At 46.4% G+C, this 18,319-nt stretch carries 17 protein-coding genes and 2 pseudogenes; 9 read left to right on the forward strand and 10 right to left on the reverse strand.

The annotated features are described in order from the left end of the window. Positions 1 to 11: 11 nt before the first annotated feature. On the reverse strand, positions 12 to 593 hold the full coding sequence (locus tag MKX38_RS05760; RefSeq protein WP_339189391.1) for a DUF2777 domain-containing protein: 582 nt from the start codon (positions 591 to 593) through the stop codon (positions 12 to 14). A gap of 145 nt (positions 594 to 738) precedes the next feature. On the opposite strand from MKX38_RS05760, the gene asnB reads away from it, so the two are divergent. Continuing rightward, a complete protein-coding gene (gene asnB, locus MKX38_RS05765; RefSeq protein WP_029726288.1) occupies positions 739 to 2,583 on the forward strand; it encodes an asparagine synthase (glutamine-hydrolyzing) in 1,845 nt (614 codons plus the stop codon). A 129-nt stretch (positions 2,584 to 2,712) separates the two neighbouring features. On the opposite strand, the gene MKX38_RS05770 is transcribed toward asnB, so the two are convergent. Next, positions 2,713 to 3,192, reverse strand: coding sequence for a DinB family protein (locus MKX38_RS05770; RefSeq protein WP_121572559.1), 480 nt, complete (start codon positions 3,190 to 3,192; stop codon positions 2,713 to 2,715). Positions 3,193 to 3,423: 231 nt separating this feature from the next. Between MKX38_RS05770 and farP the strand changes: the two are divergent. Beyond that, positions 3,424 to 4,249, forward strand: a pseudogene (gene farP, locus MKX38_RS05775) (farnesyl diphosphate phosphatase). Positions 4,250 to 4,279: 30 nt separating this feature from the next. Here farP and MKX38_RS05780 read toward each other — a convergent pair. After that, positions 4,280 to 5,647 carry an MATE family efflux transporter gene (locus tag MKX38_RS05780; protein ID WP_003233074.1) on the reverse strand — a complete coding sequence of 456 codons (1,368 nt, stop codon included), beginning with the start codon at positions 5,645 to 5,647 and terminating at the stop codon, positions 4,280 to 4,282. 123 nt (positions 5,648 to 5,770) lie between these two features. Between MKX38_RS05780 and MKX38_RS05785 the strand changes: the two genes are divergently transcribed. The 3 genes from MKX38_RS05785 to iolX all read left to right on the forward strand — a co-directional run bounded on the left by MKX38_RS05785 (position 5,771) and on the right by iolX (position 8,902). Then, positions 5,771 to 6,634: an AraC family transcriptional regulator gene (locus MKX38_RS05785; protein ID WP_160221971.1), complete on the forward strand. Its 864-nt coding sequence runs from the start codon at positions 5,771 to 5,773 to the stop codon at positions 6,632 to 6,634. Positions 6,635 to 6,651: 17 nt separating this feature from the next. After that, complete coding sequence (gene degA / locus MKX38_RS05790) at positions 6,652 to 7,665, forward strand: transcriptional regulator DegA (RefSeq protein WP_339188930.1); 1,014 nt, start codon at positions 6,652 to 6,654, stop codon at positions 7,663 to 7,665. Positions 7,666 to 7,873: 208 nt separating this feature from the next. Next, positions 7,874 to 8,902, forward strand: coding sequence for a scyllo-inositol 2-dehydrogenase (iolX, locus tag MKX38_RS05795; protein WP_069322511.1), 1,029 nt, complete (start codon positions 7,874 to 7,876; stop codon positions 8,900 to 8,902). Between the two features lie 51 nt (positions 8,903 to 8,953). Here iolX and MKX38_RS05800 read toward each other — a convergent pair whose 3' ends face one another. Together MKX38_RS05800 and MKX38_RS05805 are read right to left on the reverse strand one after the other, a co-directional pair. Continuing rightward, complete coding sequence (locus tag MKX38_RS05800) at positions 8,954 to 9,463, reverse strand: DinB family protein (protein WP_029317591.1); 510 nt, start codon at positions 9,461 to 9,463, stop codon at positions 8,954 to 8,956. A gap of 49 nt (positions 9,464 to 9,512) precedes the next feature. Beyond that, positions 9,513 to 10,158: pseudogene (locus tag MKX38_RS05805) on the reverse strand (LysE/ArgO family amino acid transporter). Between the two features lie 84 nt (positions 10,159 to 10,242). On the opposite strand from MKX38_RS05805, the gene MKX38_RS05810 reads away from it, so the two are divergent. After that, entirely contained in the window at positions 10,243 to 11,697 is a 1,455-nt protein-coding gene (locus tag MKX38_RS05810) for a PLP-dependent aminotransferase family protein (protein ID WP_339188933.1), read from the forward strand. 7 nt (positions 11,698 to 11,704) lie between these two features. On the opposite strand, the gene MKX38_RS05815 is transcribed toward MKX38_RS05810, so the two are convergent. Beyond that, entirely contained in the window at positions 11,705 to 12,343 is a 639-nt protein-coding gene (locus MKX38_RS05815; protein WP_014479410.1) for a pentapeptide repeat-containing protein, read from the reverse strand. Positions 12,344 to 12,548: 205 nt separating this feature from the next. Between MKX38_RS05815 and MKX38_RS05820 the strand changes: the two genes are divergently transcribed. Then, positions 12,549 to 13,355 (forward strand): alpha/beta hydrolase, encoded by an 807-nt coding sequence (locus MKX38_RS05820; RefSeq protein ID WP_003245141.1) that lies wholly within the window; start codon positions 12,549 to 12,551, stop codon positions 13,353 to 13,355. A 27-nt stretch (positions 13,356 to 13,382) separates the two neighbouring features. Here the strand turns inward: MKX38_RS05820 and cysC are convergent, their stop codons facing one another. The 3 genes from cysC to MKX38_RS05835 form a co-directional block, all read right to left on the reverse strand. After that, positions 13,383 to 13,982 (reverse strand): adenylyl-sulfate kinase, encoded by a 600-nt coding sequence (gene cysC, locus MKX38_RS05825; protein WP_076457877.1) that lies wholly within the window; start codon positions 13,980 to 13,982, stop codon positions 13,383 to 13,385. Beyond that, complete coding sequence (gene sat, locus MKX38_RS05830; protein ID WP_101172499.1) at positions 13,979 to 15,148, reverse strand: sulfate adenylyltransferase; 1,170 nt, start codon at positions 15,146 to 15,148, stop codon at positions 13,979 to 13,981. The genes cysC and sat overlap by 4 nt, the downstream gene beginning before the upstream one ends. A gap of 112 nt (positions 15,149 to 15,260) precedes the next feature. Then, entirely contained in the window at positions 15,261 to 15,971 is a 711-nt protein-coding gene (locus MKX38_RS05835; protein WP_015715655.1) for a phosphoadenylyl-sulfate reductase, read from the reverse strand. A 184-nt stretch (positions 15,972 to 16,155) separates the two neighbouring features. On the opposite strand from MKX38_RS05835, the gene MKX38_RS05840 reads away from it, so the two are divergent. Beyond that, on the forward strand, positions 16,156 to 16,842 hold the full coding sequence (locus tag MKX38_RS05840) for a 2-phosphosulfolactate phosphatase (RefSeq protein ID WP_339188938.1): 687 nt from the start codon (positions 16,156 to 16,158) through the stop codon (positions 16,840 to 16,842). Then, a complete protein-coding gene (locus MKX38_RS05845; protein ID WP_128992626.1) occupies positions 16,839 to 17,597 on the forward strand; it encodes a phosphosulfolactate synthase in 759 nt (252 codons plus the stop codon). The genes MKX38_RS05840 and MKX38_RS05845 overlap by 4 nt, the downstream gene beginning before the upstream one ends. A gap of 44 nt (positions 17,598 to 17,641) precedes the next feature. Here the strand turns inward: MKX38_RS05845 and MKX38_RS05850 are convergent, their stop codons facing one another. Continuing rightward, positions 17,642 to 18,271 (reverse strand): YitT family protein, encoded by a 630-nt coding sequence (locus MKX38_RS05850; RefSeq protein WP_009966972.1) that lies wholly within the window; start codon positions 18,269 to 18,271, stop codon positions 17,642 to 17,644. Between the last annotated feature and the right edge of the window lie 48 nt (positions 18,272 to 18,319).

Genomic DNA, 18,319 nt, shown 5'->3' on the forward strand with positions numbered 1-18,319 from the left:
GCACCGCTTTTTTATTTGCGCCCCCGTTGGACTGCTGAATACATAATGGATCGCTTTCCGTTTGAAGCCGTCCATTCAAAACGGTCTCCTGTCCCTTCGCTGCTGTAGTGATGCTGCATCGCGCATTGTGCGGTGTCATGTGAAAAGTGATAAAAGGACACACCCTGCCCCGCCGAAGTATCCGAAAAGACTCCTTTATTATAAGAAAAGACGCAATCGAATACCGATAAGCCGAAGCTGTGCAAGTGCTGCAGAAATGCGAGAAAGGTTTCGTCGTCAAGCGAATCCAAAAGCGCCATGAGAGGCCGCTTGACTGATTTCTCATAGCGGATGCGTTCTCCGCCGGAAAGGGAGATGTTTTCTGCACCGCATGCCAAAACCAACTTGTCCTGAAAGCCGGCTTGCTCCCACTTTCCTTTATGATGGACCCAGATTGGGCTGTGTTGGAGACTGTCCGCCAGCAGTATATCGCCTTCACCGTTTTCGATTAAGCAGATGCCGTCTTCAATGAGGATGGTGCCGTATTCCCACTTTCGTTCCTCTGTATATAACAATTGTTTCCGTTTCATCCATGCTGTCTCCTTTTTCTTCATTCCTCTCTTTTCTTTCCAATTCAAGCCTGTCCCATACAACTCTTTTATGGACAAATCAACTATCTGCCTATAGATGCATAAACTTACTAAGGTGCTGAAAGAAACGAAATTGTTACGAAAGAAACGGGATTGGAGCTGATGTCACATGTGTGGAATTACGGGTTGGGTCGATTTTAAAAAGCAGCTCGTCCAGGAAAAACAAACGATGGACAGAATGACAGACACTCTTTCCAAACGAGGGCCTGATGATTCAAACGTTTGGGGGGAGCACCATGTTTTATTCGGACATAAAAGACTTGCGGTTGTTGATATTGAAGGCGGACGCCAGCCGATGGCGTGTACCTATAAAGGGGATACGTACACCATTATTTACAATGGCGAGCTTTATAACACGGAAGATTTGCGCAAAGAATTGCGGGCGCGGGGCCATCAATTCGAGCGTACGTCAGATACCGAGGTGCTTCTGCACAGCTACATCGAATGGCAGGAAGACTGTGTCGACCATCTCAATGGCATATTCGCTTTCGCTGTGTGGGATGAAAAGCGAAATTTGTTGTTTGCCGCGAGAGACCGTCTCGGCGTAAAGCCGTTTTTTTACACGAAGGAAGGCTCTTCATTTCTCTTCGGTTCGGAAATCAAAGCAATCCTCGCGCACCCTGATATAAAAGCGAGAGTGGACAGAACGGGACTTTCTGAAATTTTCGGTCTTGGACCGTCCAGAACCCCGGGCACTGGCATATTTAAAGGCATAAAAGAAATCCGCCCGGCTCACGCGCTGACATTTTCCAAAGACGGACTTAATATTTGGCGTTATTGGAATGTTGAAAGCGAAAAACATACGGACAGTTTTGATGACACGGTTGCCAATGTCAGATCGTTATTTCAGGACGCGGTGACGCGGCAGCTTGTGTCGGATGTGCCGGTTTGCACATTCCTATCAGGCGGTCTGGACTCAAGCGCAATTACAGCGATTGCGGCGGGCCATTTTGAAAAGGAAGGAAAAGCACCGCTTCATACTTATTCGATTGATTACGAAGAGAACGATAAATTTTTTCAAGCAAGCGCTTTTCAGCCGAATGATGACGGACCATGGATTGAAAAAATGACAGAGGCTTTCGGCACAACGCACCACAAATGCGTCATCAGCCAAAAAGATCTCGTTGATCATTTGGAGGAAGCTGTACTGGTCAAAGACTTGCCGGGAATGGCGGATGTCGACTCATCCCTGCTGTGGTTTTGCCGGGAAATCAAAAAGGACTTTGTCGTCAGCCTATCGGGAGAGTGCGCGGATGAGATTTTCGGCGGGTACCCGTGGTTCCATACGGCAGATGTTGAGTCTGGCTTTCCATGGATGAGATCAACGGAGGAGCGGATCAAGCTGCTTTCTGACTCATGGCAGAAAAAATTGAATCTGAAAGAATACGTAAATGCCAAATATGAAGAAACCTTGGCAGAAACGCCATTATTAGACGGAGAAACGGGTGTGGATAAAGCAAGAAGACAGCTGTTCTATTTAAATATGCTTTGGTTTATGACGAACCTTTTGGATCGGAAGGATCGCATGAGCATGGGGGCGAGCCTGGAAGTGCGGGTGCCGTTCGCCGATCACCGGCTTGTGGAATATGTTTGGAATATTCCGTGGGAAATGAAAATGCATGATAATCGGGAAAAAGGCATTTTACGCAAAGCGCTTGAAGGTATTTTGCCTGATGACATTCTGTATCGCAAAAAAAGCCCGTATCCGAAAACACATCATCCGGAATATACAAAAGGCGTCAGCGAATGGCTGAAAACGATCAGAAGCCAAAAGGACTCCGTGCTCCATACCTTGCTGGACAGAAAACAATTAGATCAGCTTTTAGAAACGGAAGGCTCCTCCTTCAAGGTGCCGTGGTTCGGGCAGCTCATGAAGGGGCCTCAGCTGATCGCCCATCTTGCTCAAATTCATACATGGTTTGAAGCGTATCGCATTGATATTGACGAGAGGTAGGTTCAATGCAAATGTGATTAAAAGCCAGAGATGTATAGATTAAAATAAGAAGGATAGATGAGCAGGGAAATATATGCTCTATCTATCCTTTTTTGTACAACAGCACTATCGAATTGCCCCCGCATTCCTTCAATAAGAATGAATAGGTTTTAATGTTCTGCCGATAAAACTAGCTGATACCGGGCTTAACTTTAATTCCCTAGCCCATACAGAAAGTTGACCAATATGGTGAATTTCGTGAGCGATGATATGGTGTAATATTTCATCTCGCGTATATAAAACACTTGTCTCCCAAGGAACGCTTACAAGTTCATCTTTTATTTGATCTGAATGTGTTTGTAAAACATCAATTATTTCAGTTCGGAATGTGTTTGAGAGAGATTTCACTTTATTGAGTGTTTGATAATCAGCGAACTGAACAGCGATATCTTCTTTTCCTTGGATAGCACGAATCCAACTATATTCCACATCAATAATATGAAAAAGGGTATATAAAATATTCTCTACTCCGCCAAGACGGTTTTTAAGTAATTCTTCAGTGGTTAGTTGATGACACCAAGTAAACCATTGATCTCTAACCTGCCAGTTATATTCAAAAAATTTCATCACTAAACTCACTCCAATACTATCATGTATCATAACAATTAGCCCTTTTTTCCGTGATTCCTCTATTAATGAAGTGATGATTGAGAAATGTTTACATTCTACCTGTTGTATGGCATTAAAAATAATAATGCATATCTCGTCGATGATGCTGTGCGTCTTGTTACTTTTACAAAGTAAGAATCGGCATTTTCTTCATATACAATTAGGAAAAAACATACTAGACTTGAAGAAGCAGTGATACATAGGAGTGAGAAAAATGAAAGAGATAAAAGAAGCTTACCAGCAATGCGGACAGATTGTTGGCGAATATGCGCCAGCCTGTTTCAAAGCATTATCATATCTCCCGCTAAAGCAAAGACAAGCCTCTTGGGCAGTATTGTCGTTTTGCCACACGGCGGCCAGTGCAGACGAAAAGGTATTGCCCGCATTTGAAGCTAAAGCTGATCATGTTTACCAAAGGACAAATAACGGTAATCAACATCTATGGAAGGCTTTTGATCATGCGTATCGGACCTTTACATTGGAAAGTGAACCTTTTCGGGAGTTTATTGCCGCACAAAAAGAAGACGTCAAGCCGTATGATGACCTTGATGAACTGCTCATGTACGCATATCGGACGGGCGGTGCTGCCGGATTGATGCTGCTGCCGATACTGACACGCCGAAAACAAGATCAGCTCAAACAAGCAGCCGTCTCTCTCGGCTTGGCCATACAGCTGGTTCGCTTCTTAAGTGATCTTGGCACAGATCAGCAAAAAAACCGCATTCCCCGTCAGGTAATGCAGCAATTCGGCTATACAGAGGCTGATCTCCAAAAAGGCACCGTAAATAAAGCGTTCACAATGACGTGGGAGTATATCGCTTTTGAAGCAGAAGCCTACCTTGAAGAGTGTCAGGATGCCTTGCCGCTATTTCCGCAGTATTCTCAAAAAACGGTGAAAGCCGCTCTTCATTTGCACCGGGCTGTTTTAGAAAAAATCCGGGCGAAGCAGCACGATGTATTTCAATATCACTTCGCTCTCACAGAGACCGAAGTGAAGCAGATTCTCTCTGATATCTAAAAAAACACCCGGCCTTGATTGAGCCGGGTGTTACGCCATACCTTTTTGAATCCAGATACGTGAGCGCCATCTTCTGTACATTAAGATTCCCCGGACCCATTCATCCGCGATAAAAGAAATCCAAATGCCGGCAAGACCGAAACCGAGGTGGATGCCGAAAAGATAAGCAAGCGGGAGGCCGATGCCCCACATTGAAATCATTGCCATGTAAACCGGGAATTTCGCATCCCCCGCGGCCCGCAGAGAGTTAATGATAATGACATTAAACGAGCGGCCTGGTTCAAGGATAATGGTCATGGCAATCAATAGGCTTGCAGTTGCTATAATGTCAGGGCTTTGTGTGAAGAGTCCGATCAGGTCTTTTGAAAAGATCGTCATCAAAACAGAGGTAGCCGCAGCAATTCCAAGTGCCCAATATAAGCTCTTCATGCAGCGCTCATAAGCGGCATCAAATTGTTTGCCGCCGATATAACGGCCGATTAAGATTTGTGTACCCTGGCTGATCGCAGTGCCGAACAGCAAAATAAACATCGTAATATTTTGCGTATACACTTTTGTTGTCAACGCCTGCGCGCCCATGATCGCGATAAAATACGTGACAATCATTTGCGAAAGGTTGTATGAAAGCTGCTCTCCCGCAGAAGGAATGCCGATTTTCAGCAGCTTGCGCAAATGCTCTTTATGCATATGAAAGACTTTTTTCAGCGACATCTTCAGCTGAATGCGTTTGTTGACAATCACAATCATCGCGATTAATCCGATGACGCGGGCGATAGATGTAGACATCGCCACACCGGCAACACCGAGAACAGGAAAGCCGAACAAACCGAAAATCACAACAAAGTTTCCGGCAATGTTTAAAATGTTCATGCCGATAGTGACAAACATTGTATCTTTTGTGTAGCCGTAGCTTTTTAAGATCGCGCTGAATGTCATGATTAAAGCCTGAATAAAGGACAGACCTCCGACAACTTGTAAAAAGACTTTCGCATCAGGCATCAGTGCGTCTGATAATCCCATCATATGAAGCAGAGGGACAGCCGCGAAAAAGACGACGGCGCTGATGGCCAGGCTGATGAAGAAGTTGGCGCCGATTGACACATAAGCGACTTCCATGGCTTCTTTCTTTTGCCGTGAGCCTAGAAATTGTGAAATGATAACGGTCGTTCCTGTTGCGATAAAGCTGAACATCACGATAATTAAATTTAAAATCTGGTTGCTGACGCCGACTGCTGCCACGCTGTTATCCGAGTATTGGCTGAGCATCAGTGTATCGGCATTACCCATAAACATATATAATGAGACCTCAATAAAGATCGGCCAAGTAAGCGAAAATAATGAGAACGTTTTGTCAGCGGGTTTTTTCAAAGCAGTTGATTTGAAGACAGCTTGTTTCATAGTGTCTAACCCCTTTCGTAAATAAAATCAACGTTTTAAAGTGTACCTCCATTTCCTTATAATAAAAAGGGATAGAAACGATACTTCTTGTAAAAATCCGACTTAAAAAGGAGGATGATTCAAATGCCCCGCATCCTGTTTACAGTCCCGCCTTTTCCGGTATTTATTGCAGCTGGGGAAGGGGTTTTTAAAAAAGGAGAAACCCATGTGAAACGTGTATTCTCCGTGTTTGATCTGATATATGTCAAACAGGGAACGTTATATATAACGGAAAATGAAACATCGTTTTCTGTTGAAGGCGGCGAGTACATCTTGCTTTCTCCCGGTCTTGAACACTACGGGACGAAGGGCAGTGATGAAGCAACCTCCTACTATTGGCTTCACTTCGATGAACACCGATATGAATTTACGGCAAAGGGAGGCAGCAACTGGTCTGAGCTTCAGCAGGAAAAAGGGAGTTTCGAAGAGCCGGCCCGCTACGGATTGGCCTTGCCGAGAAAAGGCAAGGTGCAGCGCCCGCAGTTTATGGCGCAGCAGTTTGAAAAGCTGATCGATTACTCCGCGGAAAACTCTGATTTGCCGCTCAGAAAGCAAATTTTATTTGAGGAGCTGATACTGCATCTTCAAAAAGAAGCGTTCCAAATACCGTCTGCGAAAGAGCGGGTAGCCTGGGAGGCGGCCCGGTACTTACAGGAGCACTATAAGGAAAAGACGACAATCAAGGATCTGTCGCTCGCCCTTCACTATCATCAGGATTATGTGAGCCGCTGCATGCAGCAGGTGCTCGGCGTAACTCCGGCACAATACACGAACCGGGTGAGAATGACGGAAGCGAAGCGTCTTTTATCCTCTACAAATGATAAAATGGGCGTTATTGCGGAAACGGTCGGAATGGAAGATCCGACATACTTTTCAAAACTCTTTAAGCAGATAGAAGGCATTTCACCAATTGAATACCGGAAAATTGTCAGCCGGAAAGTTCAATAACCAGACGAGGGATGAACATGAAAACAACAATTTACGATGTGGCAAAGGCGGCGGGTGTCTCGATCACAACTGTGTCCCGTGTGATAAACAATACGGGGAGAATCAGCGATAAAACACGGCAGAAGGTCATGAATGTCATGAATGAAATGGCATACACGCCCAATGTTCACGCCGCGGCGTTAACGGGAAAACGAACGAATATGATTGCTCTCGTGGCGCCTGATATTTCAAATCCGTTTTACGGCGAACTGGCCAAAAGCATTGAGGAAAGAGCGGATGAGCTCGGTTTTCAAATGTTGATTTGCAGCACCGATTACGATCCGAAAAAAGAAACAAAGTATTTTTCTGTGCTGAAACAGAAAAAGGTGGATGGCATTATTTTTGCAACAGGGATTGAAAGCCATGACAGTATGTTTGCTTTGGAGGAAATCGCCAGTGAACAAATTCCGATTGCCATGATTTCTCAGGATAAGCCGCTTCTTCCGATGGATATTGTTGTGATAGATGACGTTCGTGGCGGATATGAGGCTGCCAAGCATCTTCTGTCACTCGGCCACACGAACATCGCCTGCATTATTGGAGACGGGTCAACGACAGGCGAAAAAAATAGAATCAAAGGCTTCCGTCAGGCGATGGAGGAAGCGGGCGTGCCCATTGATGAATCACTTATCATCCAGACGCGGTTTTCCTTGGAAAGCGGCAAGGAAGAAGCGGGAAAATTGCTCGACAGAAACGCTCCGACTGCTATTTTTGCCTTCAACGACGTATTGGCTTGTGCCGCCATACAAGCTGCGAGAATAAGAGGCATAAAAGTGCCGGATGATCTTTCTATCATTGGTTTTGATAATACGATACTCGCAGAAATGGCGGCTCCGCCCCTGACAACCGTAGCCCAGCCGATAAAAGAGATGGGGCGGAGCGTCATCGAACTGCTGGCAGAAGCAATAGAGGGAAAACGAAAGGCGAAACAAAAAATAGTGCTCCCGCCTGAGCTTGTAGTCAGACATTCTACATCACCGCTCAACACATGAGCCCGCTAATGAGCGGGTTTTTTCATTATGACAGTTGAAGCCAAAAAAACATATTGCGTGTAAACCAAAGGCAGTGTAAAATGAAACCATCTTTTGAGAAAGCGCTTGCGCAAAATGGCAGAGCGGATAGAACCGCTGTTTTTTTAGCTGTTAAGAGAAAGCGCTTTCCCAAAGCGAGCCCGAAATGAGATAAAGGAGAGGATGGGACGTGGAACATCAAGTAAGGTGCGCAGTATTGGGATTAGGAAGGCTCGGTTATTATCATGCGAAAAATCTCGTCACCAGTGTGCCGGGGGCAAAGCTGGTTTGTGTCGGTGATCCGTTAAAAGGGAGAGCGGAGCAGGTTGCCAGAGAACTCGGTATCGAAAAATGGTCAGAGGACCCGTATGAAGTGTTAGAAGATACCGGCATTGACGCTGTCATTATCGTAACGCCGACAAGCACACATGGTGATATGATCATCAAAGCTGCCGAGAACGGCAAACAGATCTTTGTTGAAAAACCGCTGACATTAAGCCTTGAGGAATCTAGAGCAGTTTCTGAAAAAGTGCAGGAGACAGGTGTCATCTGCCAAGTCGGCTTTATGAGACGGTTCGATCCAGCATACGCAGATGCCAAACGGCGGATTGACGCGGGTGAAATCGGCAAACCTATCTATTATAAAGGCTTTACGCGTGACCAAGGCGCACCTCCCGCAGAGTTTATCAAACACAGCGGTGGGATTTTTATCGACTGTTCCATCCATGACTATGATATTGCCCGTTATTTGCTAGGGGCGGAAATCACTTCTGTTTCAGGACACGGCAGGATTCTGAACAATCCGTTTATGGAGCAGTATGGCGATGTGGATCAGGCGCTGACGTATATTGAATTTGACTCCGGCGCAGCGGGGGACGTCGAGGCAAGCAGAACCTCTCCATACGGACATGACATCCGGGCGGAGGTTATCGGGACAGAGGGCAGTATTTTCATAGGGACATTGAGACATCAACATGTGACCATCCTATCGGCTAAAGGGAGCAGTTTTGATATCATTCCAGACTTTCAAACTCGTTTTCATGAAGCCTACTGCTTGGAGCTTCAGCATTTCGCCGAGTGTGTCCGGAATGGAAAAACACCGATTGTGACAGATATTGATGCGACGATCAATTTAGAAGTGGGTATCGCCGCAACCAATTCCTTTCGAAGCGGCAGGCCGGTACAGCTAGATGTGAAGCGCGCTTATACAGGTATGTAAAAGCTAATATGTTGCATTTTAGGCTTTCCGCAAAAAAAAGCAAGGACATTTTTAGCCCTTGCTTTCTCTTTTCTCATATAAATAGTACATATAATCAGTAGGTGCGCCAGAATGGCCCAGCTGTCTCAGCATGGCGGTTACGTTTCCTCTGTGGTAAGTGCCGTGATTGACGACATGCAGGATGGTGTCTGCATAGGTTGATTCCAGTGTACCTAGTTTCGGATGCTGCATTGTGAAGGTCTGTTCTAAGTCCGTCTGGCGGCTGAAGAAATCATGATACTGTGACTCCAGCTCGGCAGCGTGCTGTTTAATCGCTGCCATATTACCTTGCGCGGACTCTAATTTGCCTGCGCTGTCTATAATCTCTTGGTAGGCCACTCCCGAAAGAACATTCAGCCAAATGTAGTCAGCCCTGCACATATGAAGCAGCACGTCGCTGACAGAAGGAAATACGCTCTTTACTTCTTGATAGGCAGTTTCCTCCGGCAGGTTTTCGATATGGGTAAATATTTTCTTGTTTGCCCAAGAATGATAGTCATAAAACTGTTTTGCATCAGTCATCAGTATGCCCCCTTTTCTAAGAAATTCGTTTTTTTCATTTGTTTCTCCTTCAATTGCAAAAGAGTGACACCCCAAAATATCCTGCCGCTGCCCACATTACCGCTGCAGAGCATTTGTTTACGATCACCATTAGCCTGCCGCTCGTATCTATCGTCTGAAACAGCCGGCCCGCTATCGCAAGGCTGATAAACCAAATCCAAGACACAGCGATGCAGGCGGCCATAAAGAGCCATTTCTCAAGCCCCGAATATTGAAGAGAGCTCGTGCCAATGACGCCGATCGTGTCCAGAATGGCATGCGGGTTTAAAAGAGAAACAGCGGCCGCAAACACGGCTTGCTTTTTTGCTGTAAACGCATGTTTCTCATCTTGGCTTGTCTTTGGACGGCTGTTCCAAGTCACCCATCCCATATAAAGCAAAAATAAAAATCCGCCAGCCATCATTGCTGCCTTAAACATGGGCAGCTGCTGCACAATGACAGATACGCCTGCAATGGCTAATACAATGAGCAGGGTGTCGCAGACTGAAGCACTGATGACGGCGGGGAGTGCTCGCCAAACTTGCTTTTGCCACGCGCCTTGCTGAAAAATAAACACATTCTGCACACCCAGCGGCAAAATTAAGCCAAACGCGAGCACAATTCCGTGAATGATTGCATTCATGCTGAAAAAAGCTCCTTTCACATCTTTTTTTCAATCATAAAAGAGAAGTTTACCAAAGTCTCCAGCCATTTGGTTGGGTATGGAGCCAGCCAAATGTATAATGTGAAAAAAGGGGGGCATGACCTTGTCGCAATGGAAGCCAAGCCGAAAGTCAGATGTTCCGCTGCATCGGCAGATCGAACAATATATGAAAGACAAGATTCTTCACGGAGAGTGGGCTGTAGGGACGAAAATCCCTTCACAGAGAACGCTGGCCGGCATGTTTCAGGTCAACCGCAGCACAGTCACAGCAGCCATAGATGAACTCACGTCTCAAGGCTTGTTAGAGGGAAGAAGAGGCGGCGGTACAAAGGTTGTAAACAGTACTTGGAGCGTGCTGGCGGCTGAGCCTCCGCTTGATTGGAGCGATTACGTCCGTTCGGGCATTCATCGCCCTAACTCTGCCATCATTCAGGCTATTAATCAGAACGAACCAAGAGCGGATATCATCAGATTAGGCACAGGAGAACTTTCACCGGATCTGCTGCCTGTTGACACAATGGGCCGGATGTTTCAGCAAATCAATTCGCGTGCCCTGTCTTTAGGATACGAGCAGCCGAAAGGAAACCGTCAGCTGAGGGAGGCAGTGGCCGACCATTTAAAAGGAAAGAAGATTCATGTGTCACCGTCTGCAATTTTAATTGTGTCCGGTGCACTTCAGGCACTTCAGCTCATCTCAATTGGACTTTTAAAACGAGATTCTGTCATTTTGACGGAGAAGCCGTCCTACCTTCAATCCTTGCATGTGTTTCAATCAGCGGGGATGCGGCTTCGCGGCTTGCCGATGGATGGTGAAGGGGTCAAGGCGGGGCTTGTTTCTTCTTATCGAAAACAATATGGAGGACAGCTGCTTTACACGATTCCGTCGTTTCATAATCCGACAGGCACAGTCATGTCAGAGCAGCGAAGGAAAGAGATCATCAGCCTGTCTAAAAAAGAGCAGCTGCCCATCATTGAGGATGATGCGTACGGTGATTTATGGTTTGAAAAAAAACCGCCACAGCCATTGAAAGCAATGGATCATGAGGGCAATATTCTGTATCTGGGCACGTTTTCAAAAACGGTTAGCCCCGGTCTGCGAATCGGCTGGCTTGCCGGTCCGGAGCCGGTTATTGAAAGGTTGGCGGACATTAAAATGCAGACAGACTACGGATCAAGCGGCCTGTCCCAGTGGGCGGCTGCCGAGTGGCTGTCACAGGGGTATTATGAAGAGCATCTGACTTGGGTACGCAGGAAGCTTAAAGAAAGGAGAGACGCCGCCGTTCATTTTCTCGAGCGGTATGCCGGGGACATTGCCACGTGGCGGATTCCCGCAGGCGGCTTTTATATTTGGGTGACATTTCACAAAAACCTGCCTGTCAGCCATTTCTTTTATGGATTGCTGAAACGGCAGGTGCTTGTGAATCCCGGCTACATTTATGACGGTGAAGACCGAAACAGCATCAGGCTGTCATATTCCTATGCATCTCTTGGAGATTTGGAAACTGGCATTAAAGCGGCAGCTGAAACAGCACGCTGCCTGATGATGTCCTAAGCTTTGGTTATACGATGACAGCTCCCAGTGCCCTGGCGAAGGCAATCGCGTGCTCTGGTGCGATTTTGCAGCCTTTCAATTTGTCGAGGGAGACATGAAGCTGTTCAAAACGGCACGTGCTGATGTCCATGTTTTGAAGGGACGTGCCGGTAAAGCTGGCGCCTTCTAATTCGCATCCGTCAAAGTGTGTCTGCTGGAGCACCGTATTGCTGCATTCACTTTGCATAAGAGCACAGTGATCAAATCGAACTTGTTTCATATTTGAGTACGAAAATGAGCTGAAATGTCCGTGGCATTCCTCGAATGAAACATTTCGCAGCGTTGCTTCCGCCACATTCATTCCAACCATTTTTGACTGCTTAACTGAAGTTCTGTGAATGACAGCCCCGCTGAAATCGGCGTTTGATAAATCACATTTTTCAAAGATCACATCGGTCAGTTCAATATGCCGAAAAGACACATCGATAAAGACGACATTTCTGAATACCGTTTTTTCCACACAGAGTCTTTCGATATCTTCGCCGCAGATTGTACAATCTTCAAACAAATGCATGCTGATTACATCATCCTGTGTCACGGCATCATGAAAATCTGCGGTTTGCAGGTTTTCCGGTATGTTCGGTTTTTGAATTGCGATTTTATTCATGTGATGACATCCTTTACTGCCCGAAAAACAGAGGCTTCCGGGTTCAATTTAATAGATCGTTAAGGAAATTGATACATATAGTAAATCGTGAAGAGCCTTTTCTTGGTACAGCAGCCCGCTTGTTTTGTAAGCATAAATGGAAAGCTTCCTATACGTCAAGGCGTTTACAGGCCGAAAAAGCCAAAGGGAACAGGAGGAATGCGGAATGGGGCATTACATCAAAACCGAGGAGCATGTGACACTGTTTGTAGAGGATATCGGACATGGAAGGCCGATCATCTTTTTGCACGGGTGGCCGTTGAATCATAAGATGTTTGAATATCAAATGAATGAGCTTCCGAAAAGGGGATTTCGTTTTATCGGCGTTGATTTACGGGGATATGGGCAATCTGACCGCCCTTGGGAAGGCTACGATTATGACACGATGGCCGATGATGTGAAAGCAGTCATTTATACGCTGCAGCTTGAGAATGCGATTCTTGCCGGTTTTTCAATGGGCGGCGCCATTGCAATCCGTTATATGGCAAGGCATGAAGGAGCCGATGTTGATAAGCTGATTTTACTGTCTGCGGCGGCCCCCGCGTTTACAAAACGCCCGGGTTATCCGTACGGGATGAGGAAGCAGGATATTGACGATATGATTGAATTGTTCAAAGCTGATCGGCCCAAAACACTGGCTGATTTAGGGAAACAGTTTTTTGAGAAAAAAGTGTCTCCAGAGCTTAGACAGTGGTTTCTCAATCTGATGCTGGAGGCCTCCTCCTACGGGACGATCCACTCGGGCATCGCATTAAGAGACGAAGATCTCAGAAAGGAACTTGCTGCAATCAAGGTGCCGACGCTGATCCTGCACGGGAGAAAGGATAGAATTGCGCCGTTTGATTTTGCGAAAGAATTGAAGCGCGGCATCAAACAGTCGGAATTGGTTCCGTTTGCAAACAGCGGGCACGGAGCATTTTATGAGGAAAAAGAGAAGATCAACAGTTTGATTGCGCAGTTCTCCAACTCATAAGAAAAAACCCGACATTGATCGGGTTTTTTATATAATTCCTCTGTTTTGCAGTGCGTTAATGATGAGATCAGCTCCATCGGAAATAGAGGTCTGGTCTGACTCAATGATGAAATCGGGTGAAAGCGGCGCTTCATACGGAGAATCGATCCCGGTGAAATGTTTGATCTCTCCGTTTCGCGCTTTTTTATAAAGCCCTTTTGGATCGCGCTGTTCACAAACATGCAGCGGGCACTTCACATAAATTTCGAAGAACTCACCTTTAGGAAAGAGCGCTCTAACCATGTCCCGATCCTCTCTGAATGGAGAAATAAAAGCCGTTAAAATCATTTGCCCGCTGTCGACAAACAGCTTCGCCACTTCTCCGATCCGGCGGATGTTTTCAATCCTGTCACCAGTCTGAAATCCAAGATCTTTGTTTAAGCCGTGGCGGATATTATCACCGTCAAGCACGTAGCTCTGAATGCCCTTGCGGTAAAGCTTTTCATCGACAGCATTGGCCAGCACCGATTTTCCGGAGCCGGACAAACCTGTAAACCAAAGGACGCAGCTTTTGTGTCCGTTTAAGGACTGTCTGTCAGACTTTGAGATGGAAGCGGGATGCCAAATGATGTTCGGATTGTGTGTCATTGCAATTCCCCGCTGTTTTGCTTGATGGCAACAGGCTGTTGGTGAAGTCCCTTGATCAGCACGGCTGCGACCTCAGGCCGGCTGAATTCTTTAGGCGGCTTTTTGCCTTGGCGGAGAAGCTCTCTCACTTTTGTGCCTGATAAGTGGATGTGGTCTCTCGGGCTGTGCGGACATGTTTTGGAGGTGCCCATGTTTCCGCATTTTCGGCAATAAAAGCTGTGCTCAAAAAACAGCGGCTTGATGCCCAGCTCTTCCTCTGTGAATGATTGAAAAATATTTTGGGCGTCGTATGTTCCATAGTAGCTGCCGACACCCGCGTGATCACGGCCTACAATAAAATGGGTGCAGCCGTAATTTTTTCGGACGAGCGCATGGAAAATCGCTTCCCGCGGACCTGCATAACGCATGGCGGCAGGGAAAACCGATAACATGACACGATCCTTTGGATAATAGTGATTAAGCAAAGCCTGATAGCTCTCCATTCTGATATCGCTTGGGATATCGTCTGACTTTGTTTCTCCGACAAGCGGGTGAAGCAGCAGACCGTCGACCGTTTCTAACGCTGTTTTTTGAATGTATTCATGCGCTCTGTGAACAGGGTTCCTGGTTTGAAAGCCGACAATCGTTTTCCAGCCGAGTTTTTGAAAGGCCGTTCTTGTTTCTGCGGGCGTTGCATAAAACTGTTCGAAAGATTTGTCAGGCAGGCGGCTGACCGTGATAGGCCCTCCGATATAGTAATCCGGGCGCGCCAGCAATTTTTTTACGCCTGGGTGGGCAGGATCGTTTGTTTTAAAAACAGACAGTGCTTCTTGTGTTTTATCAGGATGGTATATATCGGTGACTGTGATCATGCCGTAGGATACACCGTCTTTCACAAGCTTGACGTGATCTCCGGCAGACAGCTGTTTTGCTGTTTTTTCTCCGACAGGCAGCGTAATCGGCAGGCTCCACGGCAAGCCGTTTGCCAGCCTCATTTCCTTCACAACACGATGATAATCTTTTTCTCCCAAAAAACCTGTTAACGGGCTGTAGCCGCCGATCGCAATAAGCTCCAGGTCGCTCAGTGCAAGCTGATCCAGCTCAGCTTGGCACGCGCACCCTTCAAAATGGCATGCGTGATCACAGCGGTTGATTAATACCCCTCCGTGGGGTTCGTTTCCATTCAACGTGTTCAACCTCCATTTATACGTTTCCTTGTTTTCTTTGCTGCAGTTAATGAAAGTTTGACATCAGCGCCTCAACATCATTTCGACTCTCATAGCCAGAACCTGCCGTCCGCTATTCTTGATGCAGGCCGCATTCTGTTTTCTCCCGTCCGGCCCATCTTCCAGCCCTCTCATCGTTCGGGTCCGGGGAAGGCAATGTACACATTTCACAGCCTATGCTCGGGTAATGTTGATCGTGCAGTTTGTTATAAGGCAAATTGTGCAGGCGGATGTACGTCCAAACGTCATCCCATGTCCAGTGGATGAGCGGGCAAATTTTGATGAGCTCAAACTTCTGGTCCAGGTTTACGTATTGAATATGCTTTCTCGTTGGTGACTGATCCCGGCGCAGTCCTGAAATCCAAGCTGTCATGCCGGACAGGTGCTTTTTGAGCGGTTCGATTTTCCGCAATTGGCAGCAGAGGTTCGGGTTATGCTTCCACAGCTCTCCGCCGTACTTCGTCCCCTGTTCTGTTAAGCTCAGCTCGGGTTCGAGCATCTGGATTGCAAATCCCGGATATCGCTCTTTGACGGTCTCGATCAGCTCATATGTTTCCTGAAAATGAAGCCCTGTATCCAAAAAGATGATGTGTGCATTTTTGTTGATTTTTGATATTAAGTCGAGAAGCACCATTCCTTCTGCGCCAAAGCTGCAGGCATACACAATCTTTTCTCCGTACGTTCGGTAAGCCCATTTCAACACATCGAGCTCATCGATCAATTGATCCGTTATCCGTTTGGACAGCATGTCGTTCCATGTGTCATATGTGATGGTTTCGTTCAATGTTTTCCCCCCGTTTGCATCTGCTTTTTTTATCTATTGATCGAGTTATAGGCAGACTATTCATTTTTTGCATAAAGGTTCAGGTTTTAGGTGCCGCGCCCGCCTAAAATGAGGTGCGGAACCATTAAGAGCCCGGCTGAATATGCTTTTTAGCAAAATGGTTTTATGCCCAAGGAGAGGTAGTATGCCGATTGCCATTTATCAGGGGCATCATCATTCGCTTGCCCCGGCGGACATTAACATCGTCATTGATGTCATCAGAGCCTTTACGGTCGCCCATTATGCGTTTATCGGCGGGGCGAAAGAGATTTTGTTGGTCCGGACAGCTGATGAAGCCTTTGCGCTGAAAGACACCTATCCGGATTATGTTTTGACGGGAGAGGAAAAGGGGGGCGGTATCAGCGGATTTGATTTAGATAATTCTCCAAAACGTATGGCTGGGCAGAATATGACGGATAAAAGCCTGATCCAGAAAACAACAAACGGCGTCACAGCAGCATTGGGGGCGCTGAACGCAAAGCATCTGTTCGTAACTGGATTTTCCAATGCCAAAACAACGGCACAGCATGTGAAAAAGCTCGTCGCAAACGATTGTGTCATAAACATAGTGGCTTCCCATCCATCCGGTGATGACGATATGGCATGTGCGGAGTATATCAAAGGCATCATTGAAGGGACAAATGTGGTAACGGCTGCGGAGGCGATTGAAAGAATAAAAGGCTCTTCTGTTGCGGAGAAGTTTTTTGACTGCCGCCAGCCATTGTTTGATTCGGAAGACATCGTTTACTGTACAAAAGAACTGACGGGCGATTTCGTGATGAAAGTGAAACAAGATGGAGAAGTTCCAACGATAGAGAGGGTCATAATATGAATGATTTTTCACTAGAATTGCCAGTGAGAACAAACAAGCCGAGAGAAACCGGGCAGTCCATTTTAATTGATAACGGCTATCCCTTGCAATTTTTCAAAGATGCGATAGCCGGAGCGTCCGACTATATTGATTTTGTGAAATTCGGCTGGGGCACATCATTACTTACGAAAGATCTTGAAGAAAAAATCAGCACACTGAAAGAACATGACATTACATTTTTCTTTGGCGGCACACTGTTTGAAAAGTACGTAAGCCAGAAAAAAGTGAATGAATTTCATCGGTACTGCACCTATTTCGGCTGTGAATATATTGAGATTTCAAACGGTACGCTCCCGATGACAAATAAAGAGAAAGCGGCTTTCATTGCCGATTTTTCTGATGAATTTCTTGTGCTCAGTGAGGTGGGCAGCAAGGATGCGGAATTAGCAAGCCGGCAAAGCTCTGAGGAATGGCTTGAATATATCGTTGAGGATATGGAAGCGGGCGCGGAAAAAGTGATTACAGAAGCCAGAGAAAGCGGAACGGGAGGAATCTGTTCCAGCAGCGGCGATGTCAGATTTCAAATTGTTGACGACATCATTTCCTCGGATATTGATATCAACAGGCTGATTTTTGAAGCGCCTAACAAAACGCTTCAGCAAGGGTTTATTCAAAAAATCGGGCCGAATGTGAATCTGGCCAATATTCCATTTCATGATGCCATCGCGTTGGAAACGCTGCGTTTAGGGCTAAGATCCGATACCTTTTTTCTGTAAAACAGCGGCTGCGGGGCTCTCGTCGTGAAGAGAGCCTCTGCCTATTATTTTTTATGGCGGTACATAGGCGTGAGATAGGGAAGAGAGGTCAGGCGGATGTTGTAGATGAAGTCGATGACTCTTGTCGATATCACCTGGCATATGAGGGCTTGAATGACGATGCCCCAGTCAATAATAGACGCGGTGACCATAAAAATGATGCAATTCATGATGAGCAGGATCGTTCCAGGATTCCCGCCGCGGTAGATAGAAATCATCAGAGCAAGGGCTCCGAATCCTCCGTTCGAAATTTTATATTTGTATAAAAGTCCGATGCCGAGTCCCAATAACACTGCGCCGCTTGCCAGATCAAGCCACAGATTAGATGTGATATCCGGAAAAACCGCATCAAAGATCAATACCGAGACAGAGGTGACGGTGATAGAAGCGAGGGTGCCGGTGAATGTTCTCATCTCCAGCCATTTTAAAGCGGTAAAAAGCATTGATACATTCACAGCCCACACTGAAAATCCGTGGGGGATTTGAAACAGATAATGCAATAGCACCGCAATACCTGCTGCACCGCCTGTTGGAATATCATGCGGAAATAAAAACAAGGACATGCCGAGTCCCTGTAGTACGCCGCCTACGACAATCATAAACGTAAGTTTTGCTTTCATCAGCAGTTCAGCCATTAAGTCATTTGCTCCTTTATGAAAAGACTTGTCCGCTGTTTTCATTTT

It is taken from the genome of Bacillus sp. FSL M8-0025, assembly GCF_037975475.1.
Classification (GTDB): Bacteria; Bacillota; Bacilli; order Bacillales; family Bacillaceae; genus Bacillus; species Bacillus subtilis.